Below are 14,955 nucleotides of genomic sequence, written 5' to 3'. Positions count from 1 at the left end.
ACGACTCATGCTTGATCCTCTGGGCCGCACGCTTGCGGATTGCGGGTGATGAACATCGCATCACCATAACTGAAGAAGCGGTAGGCGTTATCCACAGCAGCCTTGTAGGCCGCGATGGTTTCGCGATAACCCGCAAACGCCGACACCAGCATCAACAGCGTGGATTCCGGCAAATGGAAATTGGTCACCAGGGCGTCGACCACATGGAAGGGACGGCCCGGGAAAATGAAGATATCGGTATCGCCGCTGAAGGGCTTGAGCTCGCCGCTTCGCGCGGCGCTTTCGAGCGAGCGCACGCTGGTGGTGCCCACGGCAATCACCCGACCGCCACGCGCCTTGCAAGCGTTGACGGCATCGACCACGTCCTGACTCACTTCGAGCCACTCTTTATGCATGTGGTGGTCTTCGAGCTTCTCGACCCGCACCGGCTGGAAGGTGCCCGCACCCACGTGCAAGGTCACGAAGGCGGTCTCGACGCCCTTGGCCTTGATCTGTTCGAGGATCCGCTCATCGAAATGCAGCCCGGCGGTCGGCGCCGCGACCGCGCCGGAACGCTCGGCGTACACCGTCTGATAGCGCTCGCGGTCGGCGCCCTCGTCCGGGCGATCGATGTACGGCGGCAGCGGCATGTGCCCGACGCGGTCGAGCAGCGGCAGCACTTCTTCATTGAAGCGCAGCTCGAACAGCGCATCGTGGCGCGCGACCATCTCGGCCTCGCCACCGCCGTCGATCAAAATGCTCGACCCCGGCTTGGGCGACTTGCTCGAGCGCACGTGGGCCAGCACGCTGTGGCTGTCGAGCACTCGCTCCACAAGGATTTCCAGCTTGCCGCCCGACGCCTTCTGCCCGAACACCCGCGCCGGAATCACCCGGGTGTTGTTGAATACCATCAAGTCGCCTGGGCGCAGATAGCCCGGCAGGTCGATGAATTGACGGTGATCCAGCGCCCCGCTCGGCCCATCGAGGACCAGCAGGCGGCTGCCATGGCGCTCGGCCAGCGGGTGGCGAGCGATCAGGGAATCGGGGAGTTCGAAGGAGAAATCGGCGACGCGCATGATGGTGTTCGGCTACATAGGGCTGAAAAGCTTAGCAAATTTCTGTAAATCTGGCCATGAAACCTTGTTGACCAACGGTCGGACCCTCTCTATACTTCGCGCCCAGCAAGCCCTGATGGCGGAATTGGTAGACGCGGCGGATTCAAAATCCGTTTTCGAAAGGAGTGGGAGTTCGAGTCTCCCTCGGGGCACCATGATTAGATGTGACGTTGACCCTTCTACCGGGTTGGCGAAAAAAACCGGCCGATGAGCCGGTTTTTTTGTGGGCGGGGTTTGGCCTCTATCCCACCCGCTACCTGGTCAATGACTGTGCCCAGATCTGCGCAGACCATCGCGAAACATCAGGACAATATCCCTCCGTTGCCACGCCAGTAAACATAAGCAAAAATTCGCGACCAACTTATAAAAAACGTATATTTTATTCGTGAATACGATCAGCTGGCACCGAAAAGCCGTTAAGCAGCTTCGCAGGCTGCATACCCATCACCAAGGCCAGATCCGCGATGCCGTGGGGGAGCTCAGCGCCATGCCAGACGTATCCAACGTCAAAGCCCTGGCCCATCATCACTATGGCTACCGGCTGCGAGTGGGTAACTATCGCGTCCTGTTCGATTGGGACGGCGCAATCAAGATCGTCAGCATCAATGAGGTAAAGAAACGTGACGAACGCACGTACTGAAGTGCAAATCATCAATGACGCCGAAGGCAAACCAGCCTTTGTCGTGATCCCCTACGCCCAGTACATATCACGACACAATGCTGACAACGACTTGATTCCGCATGAGGTGGTCAGCCGGGTCGTGGATGGAGCGTCGCCGGTTAAAGCCTGGCGCGAATACCTGCACCTGACGCAAGAAGAAGTCGCCAGGCGATTGGGGATCACTCAACCAGCTTATGCGCAGCAGGAAGCAGGGTCCAAACCGCGCAAGGCGACGCGGGAGAAGATTGCCGTGGCGTTCGGTATACAGGCTGATCAGCTGGAGTTGTGAAAAAGCTGAGGGCCGCAAGTTATGGTTTCGGCCTCCATGGACGCCGATTTACATGCTAGGCCTCTGCCAGGTGGCCAGCGTTACTTCTGCCTCGATCTTCACGAATACGCGATTTTTTCTCGATCAGCCATCCGAGCGGGACAACGAACAGGCTAAAACTACGCGTGATCAGCGCCTACGAGGTGGACGTTTAGGGCCGTACGTCGCTACCGCGAAGTAGGCCCTACAACGTGCGCTACATTCTGCAAATGCGCAACGTAAGCAAATCCGTATGACCAGAATGCAAAAAACCCCAGAGCTTACGCTTCTGGGGCTTTTGCTGAATCCATTATCGGCCTGATCTTTCGGCTTTCGCCTATCTCGCTCACGGGCTGAGAGAGCTCTCGCTCCGATATCGACACCCCTCATGGAGGTTCCGGTCTGTGTCGACAGGTGGACTATCAACCTAGGACAGGCTCGTGTCAACGGCATCCAACGCAGAGTTCAGGCTCGATCAAGGGCGCAGAGAACAAATATGTGCAGCCCATGTCAATTTTTCTTCTTGAACCACTTGTTAATGTAATAACGGACGCTCAACCGATCTTTCGGCCTCGGCTTGTAATGGGTTTTATTCCTCTCGCCAGGGTCTACCGCACTGCCCCGAGCAGTGTAGTAATAAAGCGCGACAGACCGGCGAGTGATGTGTTCCGGCGTGGTTAACGGTTCGGGGTGGCCATGATTGCTGTCTTTATCGGTATTGAAAATCACGCAGCGGTTGTAAATGGGCAGGATCTTTTTCAGGCAGGTCTTCATGCCGACATCCCATAACTCCAGATGGCCGCCGTACGCTTCCTGCCAGTCTTGGTTCAGATAGATGATGATATTCAGCCGACGCTCGACGTTGAGCTTTTTATTAAGCCTGAAATCCGAGTGCACGCCCAGAAAGCCGCCGCTTTTGGTTTCGTGCAGCCCGCCACCGGCGAAATAGGGATCCGGTATCAAGCCCTCGATGCCCGTGAGTTTTTCCAGAAACTGCAGCATGGGCGCGGAGTTGAAGGCATTGAAAACAGTTTTCAGAAAGGGCGAGCATTCGTTGGGGCTGATCTGGCGCTTGAGCTGGCCTTTATAGCCACGCTCATAGAGCATCTCGTTGTGGGTGGGCTCGACCGGGAAGTGCTGGCAGATACTCGCGATCAAATCCTCATTGAGGAAATCATCGATAACGATGTGCGCAAATGGCGTCGCTTGTACATAGCTGCCATTGAGCGAAGCACCAAGAGCGCTGGCCGCGTTGTGATCGAAATCCAATGCTGGAGCAAGCGTCAGGGGTAGCGTTTGGGGGGTGGATGCCATTACCGCTCCAATCATTCAATCCAAAGATCTGTCGATGCTGTCGACGCTTGGCGCACACACTACTTCAGGGTCTGTTCAGCCGTCCAGCCGCTGTCATATGCCGAAACACACAGTGAAATGCGGCGGTTGCGTGCCCTACCCGACCTAGGTATCGTTCGGCACGTCGCTGCAAATTCAGCGACCTGGGCTTGGCCGCCCTTGAACGTTAGGCGCAACAGCGCCCCATCACGATTGCAGGCGCTTTTTTTGCGCCCGCAACTCCGTGCTATGGCGGGTTGCGCGGGGACACCTTCGGGTGTGCCGGGTGCTAACGTCCTGGTCGGCCAACCCCGCGCAATCTGCCACCCAAATTCGCTTGGCCGCGAACGGTGGCAGTTCCTCAACGTTGGAGCTATCCCGATGACAAACCTCGATCCCCCTGAAATTCACGTACCCGCTTACCCCTATACCGATGTAATAGTGGGAGGTGCGCTATGAAAGCAGTTGCTGAATGCGCTACGCCCGGCATAGTTACCTTCGCTTCTTGCAATGCTCAAAACCAGCGCCTGTTCCGCCTCAACCCAGGCATCTGCGCAATCGAAGCCCTGGAACATGCCTCGCTGCTGATGGCCTCGGTCAACGAACTCACCCTCCCAGACAGCAATGGCGAACCGCGAAGCAATCTGGTCTGGGCCGCCCACTATCTCGGCGACATGGCCAAAGCCATCATCGACGACGTCACCGTCGGGCTGCAGAGCGCCCAGTACAGCGGTGAATCGGCATCACAGCAATCCGACTCGTCCCCATCCACCGGCCAGTAAACCTGTTGGAATCATCGGCGCTATCGCCCCCTGAACATCTTGTCGATAGCGCCGGTGCGGGGCTGCTGAACCCGGTTCGCGATCTGGGGTATCGAGTCACGATGTGAACGCCACTAGAGGACGCGTATGCCTGCACGATGCAGCACTTACCTACCGCAACATCCAGACAAAATGCCGCCATTGCTCTGGTCGAAATAAATAAGTAGATATGCGCATCGGAACGAGCGCGTGATGCCTGCGGCGGCCCGCATCAGGCGGTCAGCCAGGTCGCGGGCCGGCCTTGCGCAAGAAGGACAGATGAGAATATCCGGCCCAGAAACAAGATGGCCCCGCAAAGCGGGGCCATGGATACTTACCTAGCGTCATCACCAGCATGAACCAAAAGGATTTCTGGGAGAGGGCGGCCTAGGGCTGCAGCGCCAACATAATACGCGACACCAGGATGTGCAAATTTGAGCAGCCACAGACTGGCCACTGAAACCAACACCACAAACGTCCGCAAATCTTCCCGCACCCATCTACGCGTATGCCCGAGCCGCAGCATGCCTCCCCCTTATCCGTTTACGGACATCGCCGTCCCTTCACCAACCTGTCACATCCCCACGCTTACATAGCCCTTTTCCCACACAGGGCTTCGCCATGACTTCATTCGACCTCAGCCGCCGCCGCATCCTCCAAGTAGCGAGCGCCAGCCTGCTGCTCCCCGGCGTGGCGCCCGCCGTCATCGCCGCCGCCCAGGACCGCCCACAGCTCACCGACGGTGTGCAATCCGGCGACCTGCTGGGCGACAAGGCCATGGTCTGGAGCCGCTGCGACCGGCCGGCGCGGATGGTGGTGGAATGGGACACCCGCAGCGTGTTCAACAACCCACGCCGCCTGGTCTCGGCACTGGCCGATGCCAACACCGACTTTACCGCGCGGGTCGAACTGACCGGCCTGCCAGTGGACCAGGCGATTTTCTATCGCGTGCAGTTCGAGGATGCGCAAAGCGGCGTGGCCAGCGAGCCCTGGTTCGGCCACTTGCGCAGCGCCCCAAGCCAACGCCGCGATATCCGCTTCGTCTGGAGCGGCGACACGGTCGGCCAGGGCTTCGGCATCAACCCGGACATCGGCGGCATGCGTATCTACGAAGCCATGCGCCTGCGCCTGCCGGACTTCTTCATCCACAGCGGTGACACCATCTACGCCGACGGCCCGGTGCCAGAAACCCTCACCACCGAGAACGGCCGCGTCTGGCGCAATATCACCACGGAGGCCAAGAGCAAAGTCGCCGAGACCCTCGCCGACTATCGCGGCGCCTATCGCTACAACCTGATGGACGAAAACGTGCGCCGCTTCAACGCCGAGGTGCCGCAGATCTGGCAGTGGGATGATCACGAAGTAACCAATAACTGGTCATCGAGCAAGCAACTGGACCCGCGTTATCACACCAAGGACATCAACGCCCTGGTCGGCAACGCTCGCCAGGCCTGGCTCGAGTATTCACCCATGCGTCGGCAGCGGGCCGACAACGGCGGGCGTATCTACCGCAAGCTCAGCTATGGGCCGATGCTGGACATCTTCGTGCTGGACATGCGCAGCTATCGCGGGCCCAACGACGCCAATCTGGCGGAAAAACCTAGTGCGGACACCGCGTTCATGGGGCCCGCCCAGATGGAGTGGCTCAAGACCGGCCTGAAGAATTCCCAGGCGCAGTGGAAGGTGATCGCGGCGGACATGCCGATCGGGCTGGGGGTGCCGGACGGCGAGGTCAGCCCTGGTGTCGGGCGCTGGGAAGCGATTGCCAATGCCGACAATGGTGCGCCCAAGGGCCGCGAATTGGAGATGGCCGACTTGCTCGGATTCCTGCGACAGCACAAGGTGGCCAACACCGTATGGCTGACGGCCGATGTGCACTATTGCGCGGCGCATCACTATCATCCGGACCGCGCGGCATTTCAGGATTTCGAGCCGTTCTGGGAGTTCGTTGCCGGGCCTTTGAATGCCGGGAGTTTCGGGCCTAATCCGCTGGATGGGACGTTTGGGCCCGAGGTGGTGTTCCAGAAGGCACCGCCTGCGCAGAACACGTCGCCCTTTGCCGGGTATCAGTTTTTCGGGGAAGTACAGATTGAAGGGCAAAGTGGCGAAATGACTGTGCAACTGCGCGATCTGGATGGGGTGGTGGTGTTCGAGCAGCGGTTGCAGCCGGTTTGATCGAGCGGTATGCCTTGGCCGTCGAGACGCAAACGCCGCCAAGGCACGCAATCCATCGGGCGGCGCTACTACCGCCCCCCAGACACCGGCACGATCGCCCCCGTCACATACCCTGCCCCCGCCGATGCGATCCAGGCCACGCAATCGGCCACTTCTTCCGGCAATCCTGCCCGACCCAGCGGAATATTCGGCGCCATATCCGCCACGCGTTCGGGCTTGCCGTTAGTGGCATGCAGATCGGTATCGATCAAGCCCGGCGCTACGCCGTTGACGCGAATACCATCGCGAGCAACTTCCTTGGCCAATCCCCGCGTCAAACTGTCCAGCGCACCCTTGGTGGCAGCGTAATGAATCCATTCTCCGCTACCGCCCAACTCTGCCGCCCGTGAAGACACATTGACGATCACCCCGCCGCTGCCACCATGTGAATGCCCCATACGCCGCACCGCCTCGCGAGCACACATGAAGGCGCCAAATACGTTGACCTGAAACACCCGTTGCAACTGCTCGAACGTCAGGGCTTCAAGTTTGCTGAATCCCTCAGTTACGCCCGCGTTATTCACCAGCAACGTCAGCGGTTGCGGCATGGCATCCAGGACTTCGAACAGCGCCAGCACTTGCGCCTCCGAGGCGATGTCCAGGCCGTAGGCTCGGGCTTTGCCGCCTGCGCTTTCAATAGCGCCGACCACCTGTTCGGCGGCGGCTTTATCCTGTGCATAAGTGAGCACGACGGTATAACCGAGTGCGCCAAGTTTGACGGCAGTAGCGGCGCCGATACCGCGGCTGCCGCCGGTGACCAATGCGATCCCTGTCATGTTGACTCCGTGATTAAGTAGCCAGCGCTCGACAATAAACTAAAGCCCGCTGGAGCGCAGCCGATAGGCCCATGGAGTCAGATGACACTAACGCGCCCTCAACACTGCAAACAGGCAATGCCACGAAATGGAATTCAACCCGCTGTTCAGCCAACTGCTCGCGCCGCTATGGGGCACTTATCGCTGGCTCATACCCGTACTGATCGTACTGAGCCTGCTGAAATCCCGCTGGGCCAAAGGCCAGATCGGCGAACTTCTCGTGCGCCTGTTCGCCCATTGGAAACTCGACAAGCACCTCTACCGCCGCCTGCACAACGTCACGCTGGATACCCCGGACGGCACCACCCAGATCGATCATGTGTTTCTCTCGCCTTTCGGCATCTTCGTGCTGGAAACGAAGAACATGCAGGGCTGGATCTTCGGCAGCGCGAACCAGCCACAGTGGACACAAAAGATCTATCGCAACACTTACAGGTTCCAGAATCCACTGCGACAGAACTACAAGCACCTCAAAGCGCTGGAAGCCACACTCGGCCTTGCCCCCGAACATCTGCACTCGATCATCACCTTTGTCGGTGGCAGTGTGTTCAAGACTGCAATGCCGGCCAACGTGACCAAAGGGATCGGCTTTATCCGCTACATCACATCATTTCAGACGCCCGTGTTTACCCGCGCGCAAGTCGATGACCTGGTGAATGCACTACAAGGCGCTCGTCGGGCGCCCTCGCTGGCGACCCATCGCGCGCATGTGGATCATTTGAAACGGCGCGCAGATCCGACTGCCGAGCGTAAATGCCCCAGGTGCGGAAATGCGCAGGTTATCCGCACGGTGAAAACCGGGGAACACGCCGGGCAGCGATTCTGGGGATGCTCTTTGTTTCCCAAGTGCCGCACCAGGCAAAAGCTTTAATCCGAAACATCCGGGGCTTCACCCGGCAGCGCCGCCAATACCACCTTGAGCATCTGCGCCAACGCCTCGCGCTGCTTGCCCGACAGCGGCGCCAGCACTGAATTCTGGATCTCGGTATGCGCACCGACGGCCTCTTCAATCAGCGCCTTGCCCTTTGCCGTCAGCGCCACTTGTGAACTGCGGCGATCCTGGACATCGCTGACTCGCTCGATCAACGCGGCGCCTTCCAGCCGGGCCAGGCGATTGGTCATCGCCCCTGACGTTACCAACAACGAACGATACAGATCGGTCGGTGTGAGCCGAAACGGAGCACCGGATCGACGCAAGGTAGCCAGCACATCGAACTCCCCTTCCTTGAACCCAAATCGCGCCAAAGCCTCCGTGCGCAGGCGCTCGAGATGCTTTTGCACGCGCACCATCCTCCCGAATACCTGCATCGACGACGCGTCTACCTCCGGCATCGCTTCTGCCCACTGGGCCACCACAAAATCGACGTGGTCGTTCATCTGCGTTTCATCTTCAGACGCCATCAATCAAACACCTCGCCTTTTAACATATCTTAACGTTAAGATATATTTCCTGCACACACCATTCTACGAGGGAAGCGTCATGGGAGGTAACAACCAAACAGCCAGAAAGGGGGCGCCATCGAAAACCTTGATCGCACTGCTTGCGGTGCTCGTGGGTATCAACCTGCGCCCCATCATGGCCGCCATCGGCCCACTGCTGGGGACGCTTCAAACGGACCTGGCATTGACCAATACCGAAGCCAGCCTGCTGACCACGCTTCCCGTGATGATGATGGGCCTATTCGCGTTGGCCGGGCCATGGCTGCAGCGGCGCATCGGCGAGAAAGCCGGCATCGCCGCTGGGCTGCTGATGATTTTCGTGGCCAGCGCTTTCAGAGCCGGCGTCGATGCGTCTTCTGGAGTGATTGCGACCGCCGCTCTGGGCGGAATAGGCATCGCCATGACCCAGGCACTGATGCCGGCCTTCCTGAAACGGGCCTATCCGCACAGCGCTGGCACCTTGATGGGGTTGTTCACCACAGGAATCATGGCCGGCGCCGCGATTGCCTCGGCGTTGGCGGCACCAGGCGTAGAGGCGATCGGCTGGCGATGGACCCTGGGAGTTGCGGCGATCCCGGCGCTGATCGCCTTGGGCGCCTGGGTACTGGTTGCCAGCGGTCGACAGCACACCCCCCATCCCGTGGGCTTGCCCATCGGCAACCCGCGGGCATGGCTGCTTATGGTGTTTTTCGGCATCGGCACCGGTGCATATACGCTGGTACTGGCGTGGTTGCCGCCCTACTACATCGAGCTTGGCTGGCCGGCAGCCAACGCGGGTTATCTGTTGGGCGCACTGACCCTTACCGAGGTGGTTGCCGGGCTGCTGGTTTCGGCGCTCATTCACCGCTTCGCGGATCGCAGAATCGCACTGGCACTGGTCATCCTGTCGATCATTGCGGGGTTGGGCTGCCTGATCGGTGCACCGATGCAGCTGGCCCTGGCCGCCACCTTGCTGTTGGGGCTAGGCATTGGCGCGCTGTTTCCGTTGTCGTTGATCGTCGCCCTGGATCATGCGAACTCGCCGGCCCAGGCGGGTTCGCTGCTGGCGTTCGTTCAGGGTGGGGGATATCTGATCGCCGCGTGCATGCCCTTCCTCGCCGGGGTGCTGCGCGATGAGTTGTCGTCGCTGCGCCTGGCTTGGGTGGTAATGGCGATCGGCGTCGCGATACTGCTGATGATCTGCCAGCGCTTCTCGCCATCACGGCCAGGTCCGAGCAAGACGGTCTGCCGGTGAATCAAGCCCCCCGGCAGGCGAACGCGATAGACAGGTTCAATTCGTGCGCGGTTTTACCTACGTGTAAGCTGCGCCAGCCCTCGCTAGAATGCGAGTTCCTCAGCAGCAAGGTCTTGGCCCATGACGTCCGCAACCTTCATCCAGCAGATCCCGCTAAGCCGTGCTGAGCGGGCTGCCATTGCAGAAATAGAAAGCACCACCAATCTGCTTACGCTGGTGACCCGCCTGACGCGCATGCGTTGCGCCGCCATTGCCAAATTCAGCGAAGCGGACTGGATTGCCTGTGCCGTCCATGACGAAATCCACTTCGGCATCCAGCCTGGCGATACCGTGGCCCTGGACACCACCCTGTGCAATGACGTGCGTCTTGAGCGTCGGCCGCTGGTCATCCCCAGCTTGAGCCAGGATCAACGCTACGCTGACCGCGCCACGCCGAAGAAATACGGTTTCGAGAGTTATATCGGCGTGCCGATCTTTCTTCCGGACGGTGCTATCTACGGCACGCTTTGCGTGATGGATTCTCGCGCCACGCTGCTGGAAGACCCTGACCTCATCGACACGCTGACGATCTTTTCCAAGCTGATCGGCTGTCTTTTTTCCTCGCATCGTGAGCTGGCAGAAAGCTGACCTGCGTCTGAGGGAGACGTCCCGCCTCCCTCTCCCCGCCTGCACCGTCAACGCCGCCAAGCCCGCACCACCCTTGCAGCCGGCCACTCTGCCGTAGCGGTACGGGTACACGAGCGCTAATCGGCGGGGTGGAAAGTCTTTGTGATAATACTTATCATTACCAAAGATCACCCATTTGGTAACAGGCCATGGCCAGCTCCGCCCACCCCTCCCCACCCACCGTGCAGCAGCTGTACTGCGACCATCATGGCTGGCTGCACGGTTGGCTGCGCCAGCGCCTGGGCTGTACCGAAAACGCTGCGGATCTGGCCCAGGACACTTTCTTGCGCCTGCTCGACAAGCCTCGCGACCTGCTCGCCGTGCGCGAACCGCGGGCTTATCTGCACACCATCGCCAACGGCCTGCTGATCAATTTCTGGCGGCGCCGCGATATCGAGCGCGCCTATCTGGACGCCCTGGCCCTGCAGCCCGAGGCCTGCGCGCCCTCGCCGGAAACCCGCGCGTTGATCCTCGAAACCCTGCTGCAGGTCGACGCCTTGCTCCGCAGCCTGGCGCCACGGGTACGCCAGGCGTTCCTGCTGTCGCAGCTGCATGGCCTCACCTATGCCGCCATCGCCTCCGAGCTGGAGGTGTCGGAGCGCATGGTCAAGAAGTACATGGCCCAAGCGATGCTGCAGTGCCTGATGCTGCTGGAGGATTGAGCGATGAGCCAGGAATACCGCGTACTGCAGGACGCCGCGCAGTGGTTCGCCTTGCATGCCGATGGCCCGCTCAGCGACGCCGATCAGCAGGCCTGGCAGCAGTGGCTGCGCCAGCCGGAGCATGCCCAGGCGTGGCGCAAGGTCGAGCGCATCAGCGGCCAGTTGCAGCGGCTCAGCGTAGACAAGGCCGGGCGCGCCGTCGGTGGCGTGCTGGGCCAGCGCAGCAGCCGGCGCACCGCGCTCAAGGCTATGGGGTTGCTACTGGGCAGCAGCGCACTGGCCTGGCACAGCGGCCGCGAGCGCATCGCGGGCTGGACCGCGCAGCAACGCACGGCGGTGGGCGAGCGGCGGCAAATGCAGTTGGCCGACGGCTCGCCGCTGTGGCTGAACACCGATACCGCGCTGGACATCGATTTCACCGCTCACCAGCGTCGTCTGCACCTGTATCGCGGCGAAATCCTCATAGATGCCCACGCCGACGCCCGACCGCTGCTGTTGCGTTGCGCCGCCGGCACCCTGCGGACTCGGCAGGCGCGCCTGAGCCTGCGCCTGGAAGGCAATGACAACCGCGTGGACGTCTACAGCGGCGAAGTCGCCTTGCTGCTGGGCGCTGGCAGCGAGATAACCCGTCTGCAGGCCGGAGAGTTCGCCCGCTTCGACGCCCATAGTGTGTTGCAGTCGGGGCCTGGTGACGCCGGCCGGCAAGCGTGGAGCACCGGCATGCTGATGGCCAACGAGCGGCGGCTGGACGATTTTCTCGCCGAACTGGGGCGTTATCGCCATGGTTACCTGGGCTGCGATCCACGGATCGCCGGGCTCAAAGTGGTGGGCGCCTTCCCGCTGGCCGATACCGATCGGGTGCTGGACGCCCTGGCGACGACCCTGCCGGTGCGGGTGCAGAGGACGCTGCCATGGTGGGTCACCGTTGAGCGCGTGTGATGCTGCGCCATGCAATGCATTTACCTGTGGTGAGGGGGCTTGCTCCCGAGGGGCCGATACTGAATGAGCGCGGTAGGTCAGTTACGACCCCTCGGGAGCAAGCCCCCTCACCACAGAGGTATCACTGGCCTGTCTAAAATATTTTCACGCAGGCGGTTCCCCTTTTGCGCTCTCGATGGGCAATCCAGGTAGCTCATCGATATTCATCACAAGGGACCCCCAATGCCTCGCTCGCCGCTCAATCTTGCTTCTGCGCCCGCCCGCTCGTTGCGCCTGGCCATTCATGCCGCCTTGTTCGCCCTGCCCCTGCTGGCTAGCGTTGCGCCCCACGCCTCTGCCGCAGACGCCAGCAACCAGAGCGCGCACCGCTACAGCATCCCCGCCGGCCCCTTGTCCGCAGCGCTGAGCCGCTTTGCCAGCGACAGCGGCATTCTGTTGTCGACCCCGGCCAGCTTCACTCAAGGCAAGCAATCGCCTGGATTGCAGGGCGATTACGACGTCAGCGGTGGCCTGCAGAAGATCCTCCAAGGCAGCGGCCTGAACGCGGTGCAGGACGCCCAGGGCACTTGGTCGCTGGTACCGACCAGCAACGGCCAAAGCGCGAGCACCGAGCTAGGCCCGCTGTACATCGAAAGCTCCCTGGGCAACGCGCTGGGCTCGGTGGATGGCTACAACGCCAGCCACAGCAGCGTCGCCACCAAGACCAGCAAAGCGCTGGCCAAGACCACCCAGAGCGTGTCGGTGGTAACCCGCCAGCAGATGGACGAGCAAGGCTCGCGCACCGTCGCCGAGGCCGTGCGCTACACCCCGGGCGTGGTCAGCAATCTGTACGGCAGCACCCACCGCTACGATTACCTGGCCCTGCGCGGCATCAACGATGGCTCGGTGGACAACGTCATCATCGACGGGCTCAAGTCCATGGGCGATCCGGGCTCGTACACGACGCTGTCCATCGATCCGTACTTCCTCGAGCGCATCGACATCCTCAAGGGCCCGTCGTCGGTGCTCTATGGCCGCAGCAACCCCGGCGGGCTGGCGTCGCTGACCACCAAACGCCCGGAATACGAGCGCTCGGGGCAGATCGACGTGTCCTACGGCAGCCACGACATGAAGACCACCGGCTTCGATTTCACCGGGCCGCTGAGCGACAAGATGGCCTACCGCGTGGTGGGCCTGGCAAAGGACGGCAACACCCAGATCGACGGCGTCGAAGAGACCCGCTACACGCTGATGCCCAGCCTGACCATGGACCTGGACGACGACACCACGCTCAATCTGCAAGCCTACCTGCAGCACGATCCCAACGGCGGTTGGCACGGCAGCCTGCCGGCCTCAGGCACCCTGCACCAGCGCAATGGCTATCGTCTGCCGGCGAGTTTCTTCGAGGGTGACAAGCACATCGAGAACTTCAATCGCACCCAGGAGATGGTCGGCTACGAGCTGGAGCATCGCTTCAACGACGTCTGGAGCGCGCGGCAGAACTTTCGCTATCTGGACGCCAAGGTCGACAACAATCAGGTCTGGCAGAGTGGCTACACCTCGGCCACCAGCAACGATCTCTACCGCGGCTACAGCGGTGGTCAGGAGCATCTGCATTCGTGGATCCTCGATAACATGCTGCAGGCCAAATTCGACACCGGGCCGTTTTCCCACACGGTGGTGGCCGGTCTCGACTACCAGTACATGAAGAACCGCGTCGACTACACCTACGACTACAGTTCGGTGACGCCGCTGGACGTGACCGCGCCGGTGTACAACGGCAACGACCTTTCTGGCCTGGCCACCAGCAGCGACGCCTTGCGCCGGCAGAAGCAGGCTGGGCTTTACTTGCAGGATCTGATCGAGGTGGGCCACTGGAACTTCTCCGCCGGGCTGCGTCAGGACTGGTATGACGTGTCCATCGACGACTACTACGCCCAGAGCAAGGACGCCAACGTCGGCAACAAGCTCAGCGGGCATCTGGGGGCGCTCTACACCTTCGATAACGGCATCGCGCCCTACGTGAGCTACTCGACCTCGTTCAACCCGACCTCCAACTACTCGAGTTCGGCGCAGATCCTCAAGCCCACCACCGGCGAACAATGGGAACTGGGGGTGAAATACCAGCCGCCCGGCAGCGACGATCTGTACACCGTGGCGGTCTACGACATGACCATGGACAACCTGTTCGCCAAGGAAAACAACCTGAGCACCAGCTCGTTCTACAAAGGCGTGGGGCAGATCAAGTCCAAGGGCCTGGAGCTGGAAGCGCGGACCAACGTCACCGCCAATCTGCGGGTGATCGGCAGCTACACCTGGAATGACGTGGAATACAGCAAGTCGTACTTCGTCTACAACAGCGCCGGCAGCCTGGTGGATGCCAATGGCAACACGCCCTATCAGACCCCGGGCCACCTGGCCAGCGGCTGGGCCGACTACCATTTCGACGACAACACGCTGCTGGGTGGTTTCAGCCTGGGCGCCGGGGTGCGTTATGTGGGCAGCAGTTGGGGTAACGATGCCCATGACTTCAAGGTGCCTTCGTACACCTTGTACGACGCTTCGGTCAGCTATGACCTGAGCCGCGTTGGGCTCAAAGGGACATCGGTGAAGGTCAATGCCAACAACCTGACCAACGAGTATTACGTGGCGTCCTGCTACTCGGCGAGCTCGTGCTATGTGGGCGAAAAGCGCAATGTGACGGCGACTGTCAGCTACAAGTTCTGATCGAACTGCAACCCTGTGGGGGGGGGGGGGGGGGGGGGGGGGGGGGGGGGGGGGGGGGGGGGGGGGGGGGGGGGGGGGGGGGGGG

Annotated in this window: 14 protein-coding genes and 1 tRNA gene; 11 read left to right on the top strand and 4 right to left on the bottom strand. The window is 61.1% G+C overall.

Annotation, left to right across the window (positions count from 1 at the left end):
- Positions 1–5 precede the first annotated feature (5 nt).
- Positions 6–1,055 carry a tRNA preQ1(34) S-adenosylmethionine ribosyltransferase-isomerase QueA gene (queA, locus tag AC3WJP_RS25220; protein WP_493723582.1) on the bottom strand — a complete coding sequence of 350 codons (1,050 nt, stop codon included), beginning with the start codon at positions 1,053–1,055 and terminating at the stop codon, positions 6–8.
- A gap of 109 nt (positions 1,056–1,164) precedes the next feature.
- On the opposite strand from queA, the gene AC3WJP_RS25215 reads away from it, so the two are divergent.
- The 3 genes from AC3WJP_RS25215 to AC3WJP_RS25205 all read left to right on the top strand — a co-directional run bounded on the left by AC3WJP_RS25215 (position 1,165) and on the right by AC3WJP_RS25205 (position 2,044).
- Positions 1,165–1,249: transfer RNA gene (locus AC3WJP_RS25215), tRNA-Leu, on the top strand.
- A 230-nt stretch (positions 1,250–1,479) separates the two neighbouring features.
- Positions 1,480–1,734, top strand: coding sequence for a type II toxin-antitoxin system RelE family toxin (locus AC3WJP_RS25210; RefSeq protein ID WP_493723581.1), 255 nt, complete (start codon positions 1,480–1,482; stop codon positions 1,732–1,734).
- Complete coding sequence (locus AC3WJP_RS25205) at positions 1,715–2,044, top strand: helix-turn-helix domain-containing protein (protein ID WP_493723580.1); 330 nt, start codon at positions 1,715–1,717, stop codon at positions 2,042–2,044. Before AC3WJP_RS25210 ends, AC3WJP_RS25205 begins: the two co-directional genes overlap by 20 nt.
- 528 nt (positions 2,045–2,572) lie before the next feature.
- On the opposite strand, the gene AC3WJP_RS25200 is transcribed toward AC3WJP_RS25205, so the two are convergent.
- Positions 2,573–3,376: a 2OG-Fe(II) oxygenase gene (locus AC3WJP_RS25200; RefSeq protein ID WP_493723579.1), complete on the bottom strand. Its 804-nt coding sequence runs from the start codon at positions 3,374–3,376 to the stop codon at positions 2,573–2,575.
- 473 nt (positions 3,377–3,849) lie between these two features.
- Between AC3WJP_RS25200 and AC3WJP_RS25195 the strand changes: the two genes are divergently transcribed.
- The gene (locus AC3WJP_RS25195) at positions 3,850–4,176 is read left to right on the top strand and encodes a DUF3077 domain-containing protein (RefSeq protein WP_493723578.1); all 327 of its coding nucleotides are present in this window, start codon (positions 3,850–3,852) and stop codon (positions 4,174–4,176) included.
- A gap of 639 nt (positions 4,177–4,815) precedes the next feature.
- Positions 4,816–6,369, top strand: coding sequence for an alkaline phosphatase D family protein (locus tag AC3WJP_RS25190; RefSeq protein ID WP_493723577.1), 1,554 nt, complete (start codon positions 4,816–4,818; stop codon positions 6,367–6,369).
- Positions 6,370–6,437: 68 nt separating this feature from the next.
- Here AC3WJP_RS25190 and AC3WJP_RS25185 read toward each other — a convergent pair whose 3' ends face one another.
- Positions 6,438–7,184 carry an SDR family oxidoreductase gene (locus tag AC3WJP_RS25185; protein ID WP_493723576.1) on the bottom strand — a complete coding sequence of 249 codons (747 nt, stop codon included), beginning with the start codon at positions 7,182–7,184 and terminating at the stop codon, positions 6,438–6,440.
- 127 nt (positions 7,185–7,311) lie between these two features.
- Between AC3WJP_RS25185 and AC3WJP_RS25180 the strand changes: the two genes are divergently transcribed.
- Positions 7,312–8,094, top strand: coding sequence for a nuclease-related domain-containing protein (locus AC3WJP_RS25180; protein ID WP_493723575.1), 783 nt, complete (start codon positions 7,312–7,314; stop codon positions 8,092–8,094).
- On the opposite strand, the gene AC3WJP_RS25175 is transcribed toward AC3WJP_RS25180, so the two are convergent.
- Positions 8,091–8,600 carry a MarR family winged helix-turn-helix transcriptional regulator gene (locus tag AC3WJP_RS25175; protein WP_493723574.1) on the bottom strand — a complete coding sequence of 170 codons (510 nt, stop codon included), beginning with the start codon at positions 8,598–8,600 and terminating at the stop codon, positions 8,091–8,093. The two genes, AC3WJP_RS25180 and AC3WJP_RS25175, sit on opposite strands and share 4 nt — an antisense overlap.
- Positions 8,601–8,751: 151 nt before the next feature.
- Between AC3WJP_RS25175 and AC3WJP_RS25170 the strand changes: the two genes are divergently transcribed.
- From AC3WJP_RS25170 to AC3WJP_RS25150, 5 genes are all read left to right on the top strand, one after another.
- Positions 8,752–9,897, top strand: coding sequence for an MFS transporter (locus tag AC3WJP_RS25170; RefSeq protein WP_493723573.1), 1,146 nt, complete (start codon positions 8,752–8,754; stop codon positions 9,895–9,897).
- Positions 9,898–10,017: 120 nt separating this feature from the next.
- The gene (locus tag AC3WJP_RS25165; RefSeq protein WP_493723572.1) at positions 10,018–10,524 is read left to right on the top strand and encodes a GAF domain-containing protein; all 507 of its coding nucleotides are present in this window, start codon (positions 10,018–10,020) and stop codon (positions 10,522–10,524) included.
- A 188-nt stretch (positions 10,525–10,712) separates the two neighbouring features.
- Positions 10,713–11,225 carry a sigma-70 family RNA polymerase sigma factor gene (locus AC3WJP_RS25160; protein WP_493723571.1) on the top strand — a complete coding sequence of 171 codons (513 nt, stop codon included), beginning with the start codon at positions 10,713–10,715 and terminating at the stop codon, positions 11,223–11,225.
- A 3-nt stretch (positions 11,226–11,228) separates the two neighbouring features.
- The gene (locus tag AC3WJP_RS25155) at positions 11,229–12,164 is read left to right on the top strand and encodes a FecR domain-containing protein (protein ID WP_493723570.1); all 936 of its coding nucleotides are present in this window, start codon (positions 11,229–11,231) and stop codon (positions 12,162–12,164) included.
- Positions 12,165–12,386: 222 nt separating this feature from the next.
- Entirely contained in the window at positions 12,387–14,870 is a 2,484-nt protein-coding gene (locus AC3WJP_RS25150; RefSeq protein ID WP_493723569.1) for a TonB-dependent siderophore receptor, read from the top strand.
- Positions 14,871–14,955: the final 85 nt, after the last annotated feature.

Source organism: Pseudomonas sp. GW821-FHT01A09, assembly GCF_058986725.1.
Note: the sequence above shows the minus strand (reverse complement) of the source record. Positions and strands in the feature narration are given on the sequence as shown.